The organism is Peribacillus sp. R9-11 (genome assembly GCF_031345095.1).
Taxonomy (GTDB): domain Bacteria; phylum Bacillota; class Bacilli; order Bacillales; family DSM-1321; genus Peribacillus; species Peribacillus butanolivorans.
In genome coordinates, this window is the sequence record NZ_CP133764.1 from 65,507 (window position 1) to 84,571 (window position 19,065).

The 19,065-nt window shown below is 37.2% G+C and carries 19 protein-coding genes and 1 pseudogene; 5 read left to right on the top strand and 15 right to left on the bottom strand.

Features of this window, described 5'->3' with window-relative positions; all coding sequences use genetic code 11:
* Positions 1-2 precede the first annotated feature (2 nt).
* Positions 3-1,100 (bottom strand): L-dopachrome tautomerase-related protein, encoded by a 1,098-nt coding sequence (locus RE409_RS28055; RefSeq protein ID WP_309559526.1) that lies wholly within the window; start codon positions 1,098-1,100, stop codon positions 3-5.
* Between the two features lie 573 nt (positions 1,101-1,673).
* Positions 1,674-2,543, bottom strand: coding sequence for a LysR family transcriptional regulator (locus RE409_RS28060; RefSeq protein ID WP_144529279.1), 870 nt, complete (start codon positions 2,541-2,543; stop codon positions 1,674-1,676).
* Between the two features lie 122 nt (positions 2,544-2,665).
* Here RE409_RS28060 and RE409_RS28065 point away from each other — a divergent pair, with 122 nt between their 5' ends.
* A complete protein-coding gene (locus tag RE409_RS28065; RefSeq protein ID WP_309559528.1) occupies positions 2,666-3,928 on the top strand; it encodes a benzoate/H(+) symporter BenE family transporter in 1,263 nt (420 codons plus the stop codon).
* A 187-nt stretch (positions 3,929-4,115) separates the two neighbouring features.
* Here the strand turns inward: RE409_RS28065 and RE409_RS28070 are convergent.
* Both RE409_RS28070 and RE409_RS28075 read right to left on the bottom strand, forming a co-directional pair.
* Positions 4,116-4,528, bottom strand: a pseudogene (locus tag RE409_RS28070) (LURP-one-related/scramblase family protein); the annotation flags it as partial.
* A 309-nt stretch (positions 4,529-4,837) separates the two neighbouring features.
* The gene (locus RE409_RS28075) at positions 4,838-5,824 is read right to left on the bottom strand and encodes a YhdH/YhfP family quinone oxidoreductase (protein ID WP_056519667.1); all 987 of its coding nucleotides are present in this window, start codon (positions 5,822-5,824) and stop codon (positions 4,838-4,840) included.
* A 103-nt stretch (positions 5,825-5,927) separates the two neighbouring features.
* On the opposite strand from RE409_RS28075, the gene RE409_RS28080 reads away from it, so the two are divergent.
* Positions 5,928-6,347, top strand: coding sequence for a MarR family winged helix-turn-helix transcriptional regulator (locus tag RE409_RS28080; protein WP_309559529.1), 420 nt, complete (start codon positions 5,928-5,930; stop codon positions 6,345-6,347).
* A gap of 460 nt (positions 6,348-6,807) precedes the next feature.
* Complete coding sequence (locus tag RE409_RS28085; protein ID WP_309557836.1) at positions 6,808-8,043, top strand: IS110 family RNA-guided transposase; 1,236 nt, start codon at positions 6,808-6,810, stop codon at positions 8,041-8,043.
* Positions 8,044-8,339: 296 nt separating this feature from the next.
* Here RE409_RS28085 and RE409_RS28090 read toward each other — a convergent pair whose 3' ends face one another.
* From RE409_RS28090 to RE409_RS28100, 3 genes are all read right to left on the bottom strand, one after another.
* Complete coding sequence (locus tag RE409_RS28090; RefSeq protein ID WP_081109037.1) at positions 8,340-8,534, bottom strand: CDGSH iron-sulfur domain-containing protein; 195 nt, start codon at positions 8,532-8,534, stop codon at positions 8,340-8,342.
* A gap of 3 nt (positions 8,535-8,537) precedes the next feature.
* Complete coding sequence (locus tag RE409_RS28095) at positions 8,538-8,762, bottom strand: hypothetical protein (RefSeq protein WP_056529687.1); 225 nt, start codon at positions 8,760-8,762, stop codon at positions 8,538-8,540.
* Between the two features lie 275 nt (positions 8,763-9,037).
* Entirely contained in the window at positions 9,038-9,481 is a 444-nt protein-coding gene (locus tag RE409_RS28100; protein WP_309559530.1) for a MarR family winged helix-turn-helix transcriptional regulator, read from the bottom strand.
* A 123-nt stretch (positions 9,482-9,604) separates the two neighbouring features.
* Here RE409_RS28100 and RE409_RS28105 point away from each other — a divergent pair, with 123 nt between their 5' ends.
* Positions 9,605-10,474, top strand: coding sequence for an SDR family NAD(P)-dependent oxidoreductase (locus RE409_RS28105; protein ID WP_309559531.1), 870 nt, complete (start codon positions 9,605-9,607; stop codon positions 10,472-10,474).
* Positions 10,475-10,786: 312 nt separating this feature from the next.
* Here RE409_RS28105 and RE409_RS28110 read toward each other — a convergent pair whose 3' ends face one another.
* The 3 genes from RE409_RS28110 to RE409_RS28120 form a co-directional block, all read right to left on the bottom strand.
* Complete coding sequence (locus RE409_RS28110; protein WP_309559532.1) at positions 10,787-11,206, bottom strand: hypothetical protein; 420 nt, start codon at positions 11,204-11,206, stop codon at positions 10,787-10,789.
* A gap of 182 nt (positions 11,207-11,388) precedes the next feature.
* The gene (locus RE409_RS28115; RefSeq protein WP_309559534.1) at positions 11,389-12,444 is read right to left on the bottom strand and encodes a DUF4179 domain-containing protein; all 1,056 of its coding nucleotides are present in this window, start codon (positions 12,442-12,444) and stop codon (positions 11,389-11,391) included.
* Positions 12,434-12,964: a sigma-70 family RNA polymerase sigma factor gene (locus tag RE409_RS28120; protein WP_309559535.1), complete on the bottom strand. Its 531-nt coding sequence runs from the start codon at positions 12,962-12,964 to the stop codon at positions 12,434-12,436. Before RE409_RS28120 ends, RE409_RS28115 begins: the two co-directional genes overlap by 11 nt.
* A gap of 391 nt (positions 12,965-13,355) precedes the next feature.
* Here RE409_RS28120 and RE409_RS28125 point away from each other — a divergent pair, with 391 nt between their 5' ends.
* Positions 13,356-13,463, top strand: a complete 108-nt coding sequence (locus RE409_RS28125; protein WP_309559537.1) for a YjcZ family sporulation protein — start codon at positions 13,356-13,358, stop codon at positions 13,461-13,463.
* A 258-nt stretch (positions 13,464-13,721) separates the two neighbouring features.
* Here the strand turns inward: RE409_RS28125 and rbsK are convergent, their stop codons facing one another.
* The 5 genes from rbsK to RE409_RS28150 all read right to left on the bottom strand — a co-directional run bounded on the left by rbsK (position 13,722) and on the right by RE409_RS28150 (position 18,936).
* Positions 13,722-14,642, bottom strand: coding sequence for a ribokinase (gene rbsK, locus RE409_RS28130; protein ID WP_309559538.1), 921 nt, complete (start codon positions 14,640-14,642; stop codon positions 13,722-13,724).
* 13 nt (positions 14,643-14,655) lie between these two features.
* Complete coding sequence (locus tag RE409_RS28135) at positions 14,656-15,669, bottom strand: aldose 1-epimerase family protein (protein WP_309559539.1); 1,014 nt, start codon at positions 15,667-15,669, stop codon at positions 14,656-14,658.
* A 76-nt stretch (positions 15,670-15,745) separates the two neighbouring features.
* A complete protein-coding gene (fucP, locus tag RE409_RS28140; protein ID WP_309559540.1) occupies positions 15,746-17,092 on the bottom strand; it encodes an L-fucose:H+ symporter permease in 1,347 nt (448 codons plus the stop codon).
* Positions 17,093-17,144: 52 nt separating this feature from the next.
* Complete coding sequence (gene deoC / locus RE409_RS28145; RefSeq protein ID WP_309559636.1) at positions 17,145-17,816, bottom strand: deoxyribose-phosphate aldolase; 672 nt, start codon at positions 17,814-17,816, stop codon at positions 17,145-17,147.
* Positions 17,817-17,913: 97 nt separating this feature from the next.
* Positions 17,914-18,936, bottom strand: a complete 1,023-nt coding sequence (locus tag RE409_RS28150) for a LacI family DNA-binding transcriptional regulator (protein ID WP_309559541.1) — start codon at positions 18,934-18,936, stop codon at positions 17,914-17,916.
* Positions 18,937-19,065: the final 129 nt, after the last annotated feature.

The following is a 19,065-nucleotide window of genomic DNA, read 5'->3' on the forward strand; positions in this document are numbered from 1 at the left end:
TACTATGAAAAGGTAGGAGCAGGGAATTCATCAATTCTCATACGAAGTAAACTATATGGTTTTTCCCGCAGGTCTCTTCCATAATGAAATCTCGCCTGCCGATGTAATTGATTCACAATGACATATAAGTATTGATCAGGGCCAATCGAAAAAGTATCCGGCCATAAAATTCTCGGGTCATGTGCGATGGTTTCCATTGCGCCATTCGGCAATATCTTCCGGATACTATTGTTTTCATAGTCTCCCGCATAAACGGTTCCTTTTGCGCCGGTGATCATTCCATCAGACGCACCTTTTTCCCCAAAATACTGCACATATTGGGATAAATTCAGGTCCTGTATCCTTCTGTCTCTTAGGGCTTCTGTTGAGATCGAGAACAACTGACGGCTGGTTAGCGGAGCATAAAATAAAACCTTTCCATCAGGAGAAATCGCTAAACTATCGGAAGCCAATCTAAATGGGAAAGTCGAGCCGTCCGGGTTTCGATTCATCAAAATTTCACCTTCTACTTTCGGTAAAAAATAGGGATCAGGTGAAGTTGATATTGCCCCATTTAACCGTCTAAACGCGTTCCCATTTTCTAAATCTACGACGATAATAGCCCCTTGCCCTCTGGAAGAAGAATCCGTTATATATGCATAGCCTGCTCTTCCAACCCGAAAATCCAAACGGACATCATTCAGATAAGTTGTTGGCAAGACAACATCTTCTGTAAAGATATATACTCTCCTTATTGTATTCGTGCTTAAATCAACAGCAACTAATTTTGCTCCCCCTTGAATAGGTTCAGAAAAATTTGGTGCCCCTGTATCTAGTACCCAAAGTGTTCCTCTTCCATCAGCAACGATACTTTGGACACTGACGAAAGACATCGTAATATTCCCAGTATTAACTAAATTGGTTTCTACACTGGGATAAGGCTGCAATTCACCCTCAACAATTTCCGCCACAGTAAATTGAACGTCGTCTCCCCATTTCGGAAAGCATACAAAAATACGACCGGTTTCGGAAACGCTGACACCTGTGGGCATAGCCCCATAAAAAGCATGCACCAGTTCAAACTGCCCAAAATATTTTTCCATAGGTAACATAGGTTGCATGATATCCTCCTCATCAAATCCGAACGGATATCACCTATATATGATGAAAATTTTTTGTAGTGCCTGGTTCTTGATAAATTTTCTATCGTGATGGATGGGATGCTGTGGGTTTATTAGTCCAGGAGAAACATGGGAGTTTCGATAAAGTGATTCAAACTTCCATGTTTCTCCAAAGACGGGGAATGAGAGCATCTGAATTTACGTTTGCAGTCAATTTTAGAACTAACATAAAAACTATTATGATTTGCTCCCGTCCAGCAGCCTGGTTAGAAAATAAATCTGTCTCCTTTAAAGGGGAGTATTTTTAAGTTTAGTGTAACTTTTTCATCCTGAGCATAAGTAAGAATTTTTAGAAGCCTAAGCAATATTCATTTAATATAGATTATTTAAGAACCTCATTTACTTATGATACGGTTCCCCGTAACGAATCTAAATGAGGTTATAAAACCATGGATATATTTTATTTTTCATTTAAAGATCTACTTTACCACAGTCAAAACTAATACCTGTTTCATTTTATTTGCCATTTTTCAACGTTGAAGTCTTTTACTTTTGAGTAAATAATTTTGGTGTCTAAAAAAGTTTTAAAAATTCTTTTGCTGCTTTTGATAAATAACTATTCTTCCTCCAAATTACTTTGGGTTCAGATATTAAGGTCTGATCCTTTAGCTGAATGACTCTCAATCCTCCCAATGAATGGAGGGATAATAACGAGAGCGGTAAGATCGTTGCACCAAACCCCGATGAAACGAGACCAAGTAACATAATTAAATCCTGACATTCGCACAGTATATTTGGTTCTAAATTTAACCGTTGAAATTCATTGACAATTTGTCCATACGCACCTAAACCATAGTTTGGTCGCAACAGAATCAATGGCAAATCGATGATTTCCTCTAACCTGCATTGTTCTGATCCACTCCACGTCCATTTTTCAGGCAAAACAAGCACATATGGGTCACTTTCCAATGTCATTTGAGAGATACTTTTTTCTGTTATTGGACTATTTGTTATCGCAATCTCAATCTGACGTTTAGATAACATTTTTATGAGATGAATCGTTTCACCTTCCCATACTTTGAAAGTAAGACCAGGATTTTTCTCACGAATATCTACCACCTTGGAAAGAATTAAAGATGCACAATAAAGATTGGATCCAACAGATAAAATCCCACTGGCGTCTTTCCTCAATTCTTGAACTTCTACCATTGTTTCATCAAGTTTATTTAAAAGTTCTTTTGCTCGAAGAAGTAATCTTTCCCCCTCCAAGGTTAAATTAAGACTTTTGTTATCTCGATCAAATAAAATGACGCCTAGCTCTTCTTCCATTTGTTTGAGTTGTCTGCTCAAAGGGGGTTGAGCAATATTTAATTTCTTTGCAGCTGTCGTGATCTTACCTTCTTCTGCTATAGTGACAAAGTATTTTAACTGTCGAATATCCAAGATGAAACCTCCATCATACCTAAAAGATATAGTAAAAAGATAAAACAGATATTTTAAGTATTGATAAATCAAGTATACACTAAGATGTAGTGTAATTCATAAGTTGAAGGGGAGTGACTTTGTTGTTCAAAAAAAATATCATACAATTTCCAAAGCTTTTATCAGTTGGGAATATATCGAATGGATTTGTGGCCTGGCTTTTTGGTTCAGCAGGACCATTATTAATTGTTTTACAAGCTGCTGCAAAAGGTAATTTGTCTGGTAGCATAACCAGCTCATGGATTTTCGCCATTTATGGAATGGGGGGACTCCTAACGCTCATCGTCTCCTTATATTATGGGCAACCCATAGGCTATGCCTTTTCAATACCTGGAGCCATTCTTGTCGGCTCAAGCTTAACCCATTATTCTTTCAACCAAGTGGTTGGTGCCTATATTATAACCGGGATCCTTATTTTTCTTTTAGGATTATCTGGCCTTGTTACAAAATTGATGAAGGTTTTGCCTATGCCAGTTATGATGGGGATGGTGTCAGGCGTCTTACTCCCTTTCGGAACTGAAATGATCGGCTCGGTTGTAAAAAATCCTTTACTCAACGGAATCCCTTTACTTGTCTTTCTTGCTCTTTCTTTTTTCTTACGATTTTCAAAAAAGTTTCCGCCTATATTAGGGGCGATCATTGCAGCAATTCTTTGTCTTAAATTTTTGCCGAACGTTTCTGTACAGCCTATCCATATAACAATGGGCATTCCCCATTTTATCATTCCATCATTTAGTTTTTCCGTTGTAGGGGAACTTGTCATTCCATTACTCTTAACGGTTATTGCCATTCAAAATGCCCAAGGGATTGCTATGTTAGAGACCCATGGCTATCGTCCACCGATCAATGCCATGACCAATTGGAGCGGAATCGGTACCATTATAAATGCTTTTTTTGGGGGTCACCCAGCCTGTATTGCAGGTCCCATGACGGGCTTACTTGTTAATAAAGAATCAGGCAAACTTGAACATAGGTATGTCGCTGCTATTGTATTAGGAGTATTATCCTGTCTATTAGCTCTTTTCTCTCCAATAGCTTCGCAAATTCCATATGTCATTCCTACCTCATTAATTCAATTACTAGGTGGCGTTGCCATGATTAGTGTACTGGTTGACTCTTTGAAAATGAGTTTCTCTGGTCCATTCAAATCAGGCGCCCTCTTTTCCTTTATAATCACAATCTCTGGGATCTCTATTCTCCATATTGGAGCACCATTCTGGGGTCTGGTTGGGGGTACCTTGGCCACCGTATTCTTGGATAAACAAGATTTTTATAAATCCAAATCAAGTGACCAAAACAATGAAACTAACTTGAGTGAAGCTCTTTACAAGGACAAAATTTCCTAACACCGTTTCTTTAGACCTCGGATACATCTCATGACAAAATAAATGACACCTAGACATAGTGCAGTCTAGGTGTCATTTATTTCTTTGTATAGAATAAAAACCTCATATACTTATGATACGATTCACCGCACATATTCAAGCTGTGATTTTTTAAAAACTGTCAGCCTTTTTATTTTACACTCCTACTTTAAATCGACGCTGCTGATGAAGCAGCTGCTTGATCAGCCTTCACACAATCAATTGCAACAACGAGTGCAATAATAATGGTTTCCATCTCTTCATCTATTATTTGAACCTGTAGCTATCGCCCCAAGTGAACCACTCCTTGCCCACTTCACCTCGATTTTACCATGCTGTAAAACTTGAAAATCCATATCCAACCAATTACCATGTACTTCAATGTCTGCCGCATCAATTGTATATCGTGCTTTTAAGAAGAAATTCCTTCTTTATTGTTAATACCTCTCGACCATTCACCTCAACCAAAAACTTTGGTAAAATGCTGAACACCCTTTTCGTAATGAGTGCTACTTCATCTCTTGCTGTATTCATAATGGAGAAAGTCTTTGGAACTTGCATAAAACTTCCCTCCATGTAATATTTAAGTCTTTTACATTACTTACGTTTGAAATGGGCATTGGTTCCAATCTTATGCATTAAATTCCAAATAATAGTTTCACTTAAAAGCGCCTTCTTTTCGGTTCACCACTATTTATCCTTACTAATTTACCTTTTGTAAAGTCAGCAATTCTTCCTTCGCAATCTGGCCCAATTGTTGAATAACTCCTTATGTACTCTTCAACTAGCTGCCCCGATGGTTCCATAAGAAAAAGCTGCCTTAAAGACAGCTCTGATCTTCAGCTAACTAAGATAAGCGTTGTTTACTTCTTGAAAAAGGTTAAATGTTTTTTAATATTTAATAATTGTTCTTCCCAAATGGTGACCATTTTTAATCGCTTCAATCGTTTGAGGTAATTCTTCAAGTGAAATTTCACTTATTAGAGTAGTTTGAGAAATATTCCATTCATTCGCTATTTTCTCCCAAATATAACCACGGTCTTTGATTGGTACATTTACAGAATCAATTCCCAAAAGGTTAATTCCTCTAAGTATAAACGGCAATACTGTTGATGTTAGTTTTATACCACCTGCATTCCCACACATACTCATACTTCCACCATAAGAAATTTGAGGAATTAATACAGAAGCAATTTCCCCACCAACAGTATCTAGGACAAAGTCAAACTTTTGCTTATTTAATGGTTTATTTTGCACTCCTAATTCATTTACAAAAATGACATCGGTAGCTCCTAAAGATATAGCTACCTCTATTTGGTGTTCTTTTCGAACTAAAGCAGCAATATTTTTGTAACCAATTTTAGATAAAATTTGTAAAGCAATACTACCTACTCCACCAGTTGAACCAGTGACTAGAATCCTAGGGTTTTTAATTATATCCATACCTTTCTCCTCTAAAGCTATGATAGAAAGGGCAGCCGTAAACCCTGCTGTTCCAAAAACCATAGCATCTTTTAAGGATAAGTTGACTGGCATAGGAACAATCCAATCTCCAGGGACTCTAGCATATTCTGCAAATCCTCCTGTATGGCTCATCCCCATAGCAAAACCTGTAACAACAACTTTCTGTCCCTCTGTGTAACGATTATCTGTTGTATGAACAATGGTTCCACTTAAATCAATTCCGGGGATCATTGGATAATTCCGAATAACTCCTCCATTTTTTTGAACAGCTAACATATCCTTATAGTTTATTGAAGAATATGACACCTTAATTAAAACCTCGCCGTCCGAAAGACTGTCAAGATTAACATCTTCCAAACCATAAATTACTTGATCATGTTTTTCTTTTACAATAATTGCCTTGAATGTATTCATAGATATCTACCTCCTTTTTGATACAAAACATTTTTGCAGCAAAAATGTTTCATTACAAAAACTAACATGATATTATAGGTAATGTCAATATGGAGGAGATACTATGGAATTAAAAGATTGCATGAACTTTTTACTAAGTGCTAGTCAGAATAAAGTTTTTAAATATTTCAGCAAGCTTTTGGAGGAATATGGAGTAACACCAGCTCAATATGGTGTGTTGAATTGTTTGTGGAGAGAAGGACAATTATCTCCTAAACAAATTGGAGAAATGGTATATTTAGAAGCTCCTACTGTCTCGGGAATATTAGATAAAATGCAAAAAGCTGAATTAATAGAACGTTCGGTAGATCCAAAAAATCGTAGAAATGTTTTAGTGATGGCTACTCAAAAATCTAAAGAAATCAGAGATGAAGTAGAAGCTGCAACAATTAAGTTGAATAATAAGGTTCTTCAAAACTTGTCGGATAATGATAAAGTAGTACTAAAAAAAGCATTAAATACAATAATAAAGTCTGATTTTTAACGATATGTAGCCAATATAATAACACTTATTTTCTTAACCTACGGTTGGAACAGTACTTGGTTGGAGTGTAAATTTGCAGATTAGCTCTACCTAGTTTGTTAATATAAAAAAATTAAATTAGCCCCCCTCATAATGGTTGATGGGGGGGCCTGACTACGTTGTAAAATGTAAGACTTATAAATCCCATTGTTAAACTAACCTGCCCCTTTCGTATTATAAGGTCAGCCAGAAAATATTTCTGGTTGACCATTTTTTATATCGATATATGATAACGGTAGCCGGGGTAGAACGTACCTGCCCGTGGGGCTTAAGATCCCGTCAACTAAACAGTTCGCCCCCTACTTGCTTAAACATGATTTGGCTGGTTGGGACCAAGATCTCGTATAACAAGCGAAGCTATGATACTGCAAGAAGGATTAGGGGTTACCGGCAAATATTATGTTTTTGGAGGAGATAAAAAATGAATCCAGTGGTTGGTCTGGATGTAGCTAAAGGTGAAAGTCAGGTTCAAGCATTCTTGGATAAGAAGAAGCCTTATAAAAGAAGTTTTAAAGTAGCACATACCATTGAAGGGCTAGAGAGCTTACACCAATATCTTAGAGAGATAGAAAACTTAGCAGGAATTCGACCTCCGGTCGTTTTAGAGTCTACTGGGCATTATCATACTCCAGTTGTTCAGTATTTCGAGGAAAGAGGTTATTTACTAATTATCATTAACCCACTTGTCTCCTATCGAGCAAAGAGCTCATCTCTACGAAAAGTAAAAACAGATGTGATTGATGCTTACCATCTCTGCGAGCTGTATTATAAAGAAGATTTGGAACCAAATAAAAAACGAGGAATTCAACTCTTAAACCTTCGTAATCTTACAAGACAACACGAAAATGTAACGGGTATATATGTACAAACGAAACTTCAATTTCAAGCAGTTCTTGATCAGGTTTTCCCTGAGTATCATGGGGTTTTTGGGGACTTATATTCAGTTGTCTCTTTACTAACCTTATTAGAATTTCCTACATCTAAAGATGTTTTGGTAGTCGATGAAGAAGCATTAGGTAATAAAATCGATGAATTATGTACAAGTCGTTCAAGAAAGTGGGCAAATACAAAGGCAAAGAAACTTATAGCTGCAGCAGCTAAAAATCCCTTTCAGACAACACTGTATCAAAGTCACATAATGAGCTTAGAAATGTATATCAAAATGCTTATGGAATACCAAAAGCACCTATCAAAGTTGGATGAAGAGATAGGTGCTTTGGCTAAAGAAATTGAAGAATATAAGATAATCCAATCAATCCCTGGTATCGGTGAAAAAATCGCGGCAACGATTATTTCTGAAATTGGTGAGATTGATCGGTTTAATCACCCTAAAAAACTCGTAGCATTTGCAGGAATTGATCCTAGTATCTTTGAATCTGGTAGATTCAAGGGATCCGTAAACAAAATAACCAAAAGAGGTTCGAGTAGATTACGGCATGCCCTATATATGGCTGTTCGATGTGCCATTCGTGATTGTCGCAAAAAGAAAACGACTGATGAAGTCATCCCTCGTAATAAGAGATTACGTGAGTTCTATGATAAGAAACGGAAAGAAGGAAAGCCCTATAAAGTAGCTGTTATAGCATGTGCTAATAAGCTTCTACAATGGATTTATGCACTATTACAAAACAACTCGACTTTCCAAGATCTAGACTAGTTTGAAAGTGCAACTAAATATCACAAAACTTTCCAAACGCTATTCGTAGGGGGGCTATTTGGTATGCATATTTTTAGTATAGCATGAAATATTTTTAGTTTTTATTGATAAATGTTGACAAACTATTAGCTGGTTTAGTTCATTAAGCAAAAAGGCCACCAAATGGCAGCCCCGGTTCTCAACTAACGCACCCGATAGTTCAACAACATACTCTTTCGTAAAAGAAAAATGAATCGGGCGGCTTTTTGGGGTTCGATTTCCCAAAAGGGTGCCCTAAAGCTTCTGTCCCACTAGCTTTATTCAGCCCTAACTACGCTTTCGAAATTACTTTTGTGGGATCCGTCACAAAAAGGTTTATTATCGGAAAGTCCACATCTGCATAGGGAAAAGGCTTCTTTTGTTTCAATTTTATTCCCTTCACCATCGACTAGCTCTACATTCCCTGATACACGTAGTGAACCATTATCATTAACTTTAATAGTAGCTATAATAAATCACCTCTTTTTTAAAACATTTTTGCCATGGGGGAATAACTTTAAACGATAAATAAGTTCTACTTCCTCAATATTATTTGATTGACATCCTGCAATTACCAAAAGAAGAAGTGTTATACCAATAAAAACACACCACATTTTATCGCCCTCCCCCTTATTTTTAGAGGATATTACTTTAAAAAGTTCCAAAAACCTTATTCTACTAACCTGATCCTTTAGCTGCATAAGAAAAAGCAATCCTTCTTAATGAAGAATCGCACCCGTTAGTTTAAGTATTATTCTTCACATACTTAGTTTTATTTAAGTAATCTGATGCATTGAACTGCAATTGTAATACAAATTTTTTTCACTGCAAAAATCTAAATTAGTCTCTCTTAACTCTTTTGGACTTTCAACGTAGGGATAGTGGATACTATCTAACACACTAACACACGAACTTTTCAGATTTAGTCATATGTTCAATAGTAGACACTTATTTCCAAATAGAATTATCAGCTTTGTTAAATCGTTAGATTTTTTAGCATTTCAATATATGCTTTCAATTCTGAATCCGTTAAACCTGAAATACGTTCGAAAAAAATAGATTCTTTTTCTTTTAAAGCTTTTATTGTTTTGTCATGACCAAGCTCGGTTAAAGATAGCATTATCCCTCGACGATCTTTAGGGTGGGGTTCACTCTTTACATATCCCAGACCTTTCAATTGCCCTATAAGTCTACTGATAGAGCTACGGTCCATTGCTGTTGATTCAGCTAAAGTCGTTGCGTTAGTAGGACCATGTGAAAATAACCAGCGAACAATCAAAAAGGCTGCTGGCTGCAAAGTTGTATCAAATGTAGCTGCAGTTCTGACATTAAGTGCATGTGCCTCACTAATCAACGAATTGAGCTGTTCACCAAGAGCTAACTCCAGTTTTTCTCTCAAATCAGAATTATTAATATCCATAGTTCTCCCTTCTCAACGCAACTAAATATATTTGACATATATCAAACAATTAAATATGATTGATATATGTCAAATATATTTAATTGTTAATACTGTGTCAAGTTTATAAAAGGAGGATGTATAATGCCTGAGTATCCAATAATTGTAATGACTGGTGCTACCAGTGGTATTGGTCAGATTGCTGCAATTGAAATCGCAAAACGTGGTGCCCATTTAGTGCTGACTGCTCGTAACAAAGAACGGGCTAAAGCAACTGAGAAATTAATTAAAGAAGCTTCACCAAATACGGAGGTTGATTTCTATTTTGGTGATTTATCGTTAATGCATGATGTTCGCCGTATAGGACTTGAGATAAAACAAAACTTTTTAAAAATTGATATAATCATCCACAATGCTGGGCTTCATGGGTTCGAGCAACGTGTTACCTCTGAAGGATTTGCCGAGATGATTGTGGTAAACTATCTAACGCCTTGGCTACTAACAAATCTGTTAAAGGACTCTTTGGTAAAAGCAAAAAATGCAAAAATTATTAATGTCGCTTCAGAAGCCTCACGAAATCATGGAGAACTAAAATTACCATATGATTTGACGGACACATCTCCATTTACAGTGAGGGGTTCATCTAAAATTTATGGAAAAACAAAGCTTCTAAATATCATGTTCACTGGTGAGTTAGTGCGTCAGTTTTCAGGTACTTTGGTAACTGCCAACGCTCTAAATCCTGGTTTCAATAATACTGGACTGGGAAGAGACCTTCGTATATCTTCTGTATTGGGAAAAGTCTTAGAATTCCTTAATATCGGAGATCCAAAAAGAGGGGCTGACATCATTGTTCGTTTAGCACTTGATTCCGAATATGAAAGAGTGACAGGAGGATACTTTAATGTTGGAACTGGAGATAAAATTGATCCGATATATCCAGGAAAAGATGTTTCTATGCAGCAACGTTTGTGGAATGATACAAAAGAATTATTGTTAGAGTATATAAAATGATTATCTATAAGTTTATTAAAATGGATTGTCCAATAATTCTTCAATGAAGTTACATTTTCCTAAACGGAAATGTATATTGGAATTGGTTAATTTGATTCCAATTTAGACAAATAATCTATTATTACACATCTAGTGCTGAAACTTTAGTAAATTCAAGTTCAAGTTCAATTTCACTTCCCGTATTTCTCATTTCCAAACTTTTATAATACGTTTGTTATTGAACTAATCTGCCCCTTTAGTTGCATAAAAAAAAGCTGCCTTAAAGACAACTCCTTGTTCAACTAACGCACCCTTTAGTTGAAGAAGAAGTCATCATTTTAATAACTCAATCTTATACCTATATCGTACATTTTCAGGAATTTGGTTAAAAATATGCAAAGGGATTCCTACTTTATCTTTAATTTCTATTTCTTTTCCCGAATCAAAGTATGTAAGGAATCCCCAATAAGAAATGAAAAAGTTATAAGTTGGTTCGTAAATAAACTCCATCCAGCCCTCTGCAATATGTTTATCTCTTTCATTGAATATATTAATTCCTGAGAAGTTTTCCACTACCCCATCTAAATAAATAGCATCATCTCCTTCTATACAACTTTCAGACCAGTCAAACTTAACCTTATTTGCCATTATTCCATAGATTTTTAGGTCATCACATAGTTGTTTTTCTACTAACATTCTTAATTTAGGCCCCATTTTGTCTGAGTATCCTAAGTCAGTGTAATTTGGTTTCAAATTTTCCCACTCCATATATATGTGCTTTGTTCATTATAACACTGCTTACTTTACTTATTAAAACCTTCTTCAACTAATCTGCCCCAGTACCATAAGAAAAAGAGCCGCCAAAGCAACTCTCTTCATAAGTAGACTCCTAAAAAAATATATTGAGCCAATAAATGCCTGAAGATCCATCTTCATTAATTTATCTTCTTTTTGTCTTTGCTTTTTACTATAATTTCATAAGATTCCTCACCTAATATTTTCGATATTTCCTCGGATTTCAGAAATTCAACAATCATTGATTCGATTTCAGTTCCAAGTGCTTTAGCTTCTGAATCAGAACTTGGGATGGAGGTACTTATTATGAAGCTCAACGGTTTTTCTTTATAACCTACACCTGTAACCTTAAACTCTTTTATTGACATAAGCCCTTCAGCAATCGCAGGTGTAATTAATGCTCCTGTATCTGCTTTTGCTATCTTCACAGTAGGTCTATTTACATCAATACTATAATCTTTATAGTTATTCAATTCTGTAACGTCTAGTGCCGTTTTCTCAACATCATCTTTAACGGCATCGTAGTATTTCTTGGATCCGTCTATATCTATATAAATAATTTTTTCCTTAGGATCAGTTTGTACCAAATCAAATTTATAGTCCAATTGTTTTAGTTTTTTTGTAACCTCATTATCAAGTATTGTTTTTTCTTTCAGCTCTTCTTCATTAAGGACATAATCATTTTGTGCTAGTTCTTTACTAACTTTTACGGAATAGGCATCATAGCCTTTTGATTTTAAAATTCCTTTCACGGTCTTTTCTATCTCATCTTTTACTTCATTAAAATAATCATCTGAACCCTCTACTCTTACTTCTAATTCCTTTTTAGGCTTGTAACTGATTCCTGTTCCACTAATTTTGTAACCTTTTTCCTCTAATTCATCAATAATTAAGCTACTTATTGATTCCGATTGAAAAATTGAGCCTAAATATGGAATGTTCGAAATCACTTTTGCCATTGCAGGAGAAACAAAGGCAGAACTTATTAACAATCCAAGTAATAATACAGCAACACTGCTGAAAAACATTATTTTTTTTCTAAGACTCCATCTTTTTCTATCACTCTTGCTTTCAGGTTTAAGTTGATTATGCCTTTCATAATCTTTTTTTGCATTCTCCATCCCTAATATAACCCTAATATTTAATTCCTTTGGGATCTCTATTTTATCCATCTCTTGTCTTATTTTATTGTCCATACATATCTGACCTCCTAGTTTTTTTTCGAAGGTTTTGTAATGCTCGATATAAAACGGATTTCACCGTGCTTAATGGTGTATTTATAATCTCTGAAATCTCACTAAAAGTGTATCCTTGAAAGTATTTTAGTAATAGAACAGTTTTTTCATCTTCATTTAGTTCTTCTAATAAATCTTGTAGGGTTAGTGACAAAGGAATATCATCCGTGCTGTTAGAAATAAATTCAACAACTTCTTTGTTTAAAAGAATCACTTTCTTTTTTTTCCTTAATAAATCAATTGCACAATTTATCGTAATTTTAATGATCCAAGTTTTAAAAAGTTTCAAGTCATTCAAAGTATTAAATTTTAAGAAGGACTGATATGCTGTTTCCTGAACAATGTCTAGTGCATCATCTTTATTTTTTACGTAAACATACGCCATCTTGTAAATATCCTGTTCGTATTGCCGAAAGAGCCCTAAAAAAGCTTTATCGTTATCTTCTGGATTTCTGTAATTAGACTCAATTATGTTGATCACCTTCTTTTGTTTTTTTGTGTATACCTATTAGACGTAAAACTTACAATTTTAGCCGAATGTTTTTAAAAAATCCCTAAAATACTTAGTCATTTTTGATAAAAAATAATTTAAAAGCAGAAAAGTAGTTCTACTATCAGTCAGTACCTTAGCAAAAATAGTGAGCTAGTCTACATTTAAGCGACCTTTTAGGCAATGAAAAAAGAATCTTCGATTGGAAGATCCTTTTATACATCTTATTAAACTAAAGCACCCGTTAGCTCAATAAGAGGTACCTCCGACACTTTATCCTATGAGCAGAGATGGAGACTATTGTGTCATTTTCCTATTTAGAGCATAAGGTGATATAACCCAAAATAAGTTCCTCCTTAATACAATAAGGAGATGTTTCAATATGTCAGATGGCGGTTTTGGATTTGGTGGCGGTGGCGGTTTCGCCTTTATAGTCGTTTTGTTTATACTCTTAATCATTGTTGGAGCCAGCTTTGTTGGTGGCTGCTAAAAATAGTATGAAAAATAGCCGACCTTTATTGGTCGGTTCTTCAACTACTCTGCCCCGTTAGTTGAACAAGAAAAATCAAAAGCATTGTTTAATAGAGTCTATTTTAAAGAAGTAACAATCAAAAAAATTTCGTAAAAGTGTACTTTTACGAACGGGGTATAGTGATAACGTGCAAACAGATTTCACTTTCGTAAATTTAGATTTCCCGAAAACAAAAAGCATTGTCCAATATCTTTATTCGACAATGCTTTAATGCTCTTAAACTCTCGACTTCAAAAACTCTTCTACTTCCTCCGTAGTTGGATATGAAGACTGTGTTCCTCGTTTAATGACACTTAATGCCGCAAAAGCTGTAGCCATTTTTATTGCATGAAGCACGTCGCCATTTTTCACAATGAAATGAGCAAAGCATCCAATAAATGCATCACCTGCCCCCGTAGTATCAATCGCTGCAACTTTATGTGATTCGACAGTTTGAGTTTTTTCCTTCGTTACCCACATGACGCCGCGGCTTCCCATTGTCACAATGACATTTGTAACACCTTTTTCATTTAAAACAGACGCTGCTGCTCTAATTTGCTCATCAGACTCAACAGGCATTCCTGTTAAAATCTCCAGCTCGCTTTCATTCGGAACAAAAAAGTCACTGTTGCACACATAATCAAAATCAAGGTCTTTTGATGCCGGTGCCGGATTCAAAATGACAGGAATGCCATGCTCGTTGCAGAACTCAATCGCGCGGTAAACGGTTGGAAGCGGAATTTCGAGCTGAAGAACAATTAACGAGCATGCCTTAAGCTTCTCGGCAGCTCGGTCTACATCTTCTGGCATCAGGTGCTGGTTCGCTCCCTTAATAATCAGGATGCGGTTTTTTGACTCTGGGTCCACAAAAATCGGTGCAACACCGCTTGATGTGCCGGAAACTTTACTTGTAAACTCTGTATCGATTCCGAAGCTTTCAAGGTTTTGGATGGTGTTATCTGCAAAGAGGTCATCTCCAACCTTCGTTACCATCATCACCTTTGAGCCCATTTTGGCAGCTGCTACTGCCTGGTTTGCCCCTTTGCCCCCGCAACCAATTTCAAAGTCCGGCGCCTCAAGCGTTTCTCCTTCTTTAGGAATTTTATCAATGTATGAGATAAGATCCACCATGTTCGATCCAATTACTGCTATATCCATGTCTTTTTCCTCCTTATTTCTTTCCGGTTACAATCGTGAATGATCTCTCTTCCCCTACTCCAAGCGTAATCAATGTACCTGCTTTTTCTGCAGCATTGAAGCCTTCTGGGCGGCATGTTGCAGGCAGTACAAATGCTCCTACCCTCTGATCCGTATTATGTAATAACCACCTTGTCGCATAATTCAATTCCGCTGTTGAAAATCTAGTAAAGAAAGTAACTCCATCGGGCGAAGCCATTTCAAACTCGGCTTCTTCCTGATAAAGATTCAGCCCATCTGCAAAAAACACAATCTCCGGATCATACATTTCCGGATTGTTTAATACTGTGAGCATTTCCTCGCCATTTAGTAGCTTCTTATTATTATCCAGCCATTTTTCTGTCGGCTTTACATGACCTGGAATCGATTCCCTTAGCTTGAAAGCACTGTTTGGCATGTTCTGCTTCATTACTGCATTTTCTAAATATGCATAATTTGTGTGGCACATATACTGAAGCGGCATTTCTGCACCCGATCGATTTCTCACATTCATATTCATTTCAATAAAACCTTCTCCATTGAACATTTGAACGCTCGGAGTGGCAAAATAATGGTGACCGAACCCTTTGACATACTCTGTCTGACCACAGACTTTTATGCCCATATCCGTAATTTCAAGCCAAGCCCTGTCCATCTCGGCACATGGCATTTCTCCGTGCAATTCATGGTTATCATTAGGTCCCGGACACCCATTGCGAATTAAGCCTGAATGAAAAGCAAAGCATCCATATGTATCTATAATTTTATCTGCCTTTTTAGGTTGAGAGAACATACTCTTCATTTTAAGATTTACACCGTCAAATTCCAAATCCCAAATCATCTGGCCCATATATGGAAGAACAACCATTCTTCCTCTTGAATTTGTTAGCTCAATCGCTTCAATACCTGATGGGTAGAGGAATAATTTCACAATGAATTCACCGTTTGTAAAAATCACTTTGCTGCTTTCTTTAAAAAACTCCCGTTGCAGTTCAATTGTACCTGTCATACTTGCCATCCCTTTCCTGTTTCATACAAACAGGGCAGCACGTTTAGCGACTGCCCTTGTCAGATAAAATTTTTTATTAAGCCGATGCTATTGGTTTTTCTGCAGGCTTCTCGGATGTTTTTTGTTTTTTCATTTCACCGAAGAAATAGAAACCGACGTAGATAAAGCATGCCATCGATACAAGGAAAGCCGTTTGCATGGAACCGAAGAGGTCAGATGCAAACCCTTGTACTGCAGGGACAAATGCTCCGCCGACAATAGCCATAACGAGGATTGCTCCTGCCGTTTCTGTATATTTCTTATCTTTTACAACTTCAAGTGTTTCTGCATAAATCGTCGGCCAGCACGGTCCAAACAGCATGCTTACAGCAACCGCTGCGTACACAGCTGTCATGTTCGGCACGAATGACACATATGCAAGAAGGGCTGAACCGATGACTGAGTAGCTAACCAATACCTTAGAAGGTGAGAAGCGAGTCATCAAGAAATTCGCAATGAACTTCCCAACAAAGAAAGCAATAAAGCTATATACCATAAAGTTTGAAGCTGTACGCTCATTGATGTCAGGATTAAGGTCGAGCGCAAGACGAATGGTAAATGACCAAACTGTTACCTGCATACCCACATATAAAAATTGGGCAGCGATTCCTTTGCGGAAACGTTTGTTTCCACCTAAGTATTTCAGAGTTTGAATAATTCCAGGTGATTTCTCTGAAGCGTTGCTGCTTTTTACTTCCGGTTTACATGATGGGAACTTAGTAAGCACAAACAGAACCAGTACACCAACAAGGACGAAAATAATATATTTATAAGGTTCTAGAGTATGTTCGAGCATATTCAATCCAAAAGCCTGTGCCTCCGCCGGAGACATAGTCGCCATCTGCGCCTCAAGGCTTGCTCCTTTCTGGAACACCAGGTATTTTCCAAGCAAAATCCCTGAAATCGCACCAATAGGATAAAATGTTTGGCTGATATTCAATCGAAGGATGGCATACTTGCTCGGGCCAATCATTGAACTATATGTATTCGCAGCCGTTTCAAGAAATCCTAAGCCAATCGCAATGGAAAAGATCGCAAATAAAAACATTGTGTAGGTAGCCATATGTGAAGCTGGGTAAAATAACGAGCAGCCTACAATATAGAAAAGCAATCCTGTAATAATAGCAAACTTATAATTTGTTTTCTTAATCACCATTGAAGCAGGTATAGCTATCAGAAAATATCCGCCATAAAATGCGCTCTGTACTAAAGCGCTTGCAAAATCACTTAGTTCAAACACATGCTTGAACTGTGTAATCAGAATATCATTCAAACTGGCCGCTACCGCCCATAATGGGAACAGCAGAGACAACAGAATAAACTGAAAAATAGGTGTACGATTCAAATAACCATCTGGCAGCTGAATTATGTTTTGTGTTTTCATTTCTAACATCCCCTTGTGTCCATTAGTTTTTCAAACCTCTTAAACTATTTAATCAGTATCCATCCTCAACTGCTTCACCGTTCATAATCTTCACGCCGGAGCTTGCACCAACTCGGTTCCCACCAGCCTCAGCCATCGCCTTCAAATCCTTCAGATCATGAATTCCTCCCGATGCCTTTACGCCAGCATTGTCCCCAACAACATTGCGTATTAATGCCACATCCTCAACCGTTGCTCCCCCTGTTGAAAAACCAGTAGACGTTTTCACAAAATCAGCACCGGCGCGAAGTGAAAGTTCGCAAGCACGCACCTTTTCTTCCTCAGTAAGCAGAGATGTTTCGATAATCACTTTAACAAGCGCCTTTGTTTTAGCAGCATCAACAACCGCACGAATGTCATCTTCAACCGCCTCATCTGCGCCTGATTTTAATAGACCAATCGCTAAGACCATGTCCACTTCTTCGGCGCCATTCTGAATTGCATCCTCTGATTCAATCGCTTTAACAGCAGCCGTTGAAGCCCCAAGCGGAAAGCCGATGACTGTACAAACCTTCACATCGCTTCCTTTAAGCTCCTCTGCCGCCGTTTTCACCCAAACTGGGTTTACACACACAGAAGCAAAACCGTATTCTCTTGCTTCTTCACAAAGCTTCACTATCTGTTCTTTTGTTGCCTCTGCCTTTAACAACGTATGGTCAATCATTTTTGCTGTGTTCATTTCGATATCTCCTCTTTCTTAAGTTAAAATAAAGCGCTTTCAATATATGGAAAGGTAGCGGGCGCCTAGACGAATATGATCTCCTAGTGCCCTTTTCATATAATCAGAATGTATGATTTAGTAACCGGCAAGACTCCCTGATTTTCAGCTCTGGAGACAATAAATACTCCCTCTTCGGAAGGGCTCCTTTAAAAGAAATCCGCTCATGCAAGAGCTGAAAAGCAATCTCTCCTATAGCATTCATTGGCCTTGCAACTACACTTAGCTTCGGATTCAAAAATGTCGCAATATCCACTTCATCAAAACCAATAAACGACACCTCACTGCCAAGCCTCCAGTTCAAATCCTCCAGCGCTTTCATACAGCCGATAGTCATCAAGTTGTTGGAAGAAAAAATAGCAGTTGGCTTATCATCCAGCTCATAAATCTTCTCTGTACTCTGATAACCGCTTTGCTCCCCGAAATCTCCATGAATTACATAACGCTCATCTAATTCAATGTTGTAATCCTCAAGTGCCTTTTTATACCCCAAGAACCTCTCTAGTCCAGGGGTCGTGTTCTGTGGACCGCAAATAATAGCAATCTTTTCATGACCTTGAAGAATTAAGTGCTGAACCGCTTGGTAAGACCCCTTCTTGTTATCAACAAGAACCGTATCAACTTCAAACTTTTTGATGCTGCGGTCAACCGCTACAACAGGTATCCCCTGCTCTTGAAGCAGCTTCAGGTGGTCACCATTTTCATTGGCCGTTGTGATAATCACACCATCCACACCGCGCTCAATAAAATTCTTCACAATCTCTTCTTCGACCTTTGGGGATTCATTTGTACTGCTTAAGATAGTAAAGTATTCTTTTTCACGTGCTTTTTGTTCAATCCCTGCCATTACAAGAGGAAAGAACGGGTTCTTGATATCAGGAACAATCACGCCAATTGTATTCGTTTCTTTTCGCTTCATGGTCCTGGCTGCTGCACTGCGGATATAGCCCAGTTCCTCAATCGCCTTAAGGATCCGCTCCTCTGTTACTCTGCGAACACCACCTTGGTTATTAATGACCCGGGAGACAGTTGCAATAGAAACGTCTGCAAGCTTTGCAACATCCTGAATATTTGGTTTCGACTCCATCTTTCAACACTCTCCAAAAATGTAAACGTTTAGATTTTTTTTAAAAAAAATAGATTAAACAAGGAAAACAGTATTAAATGGCTTATGTAATAAATGTAAACGTTTAGATTTTGTTCTTGGAATTAGATT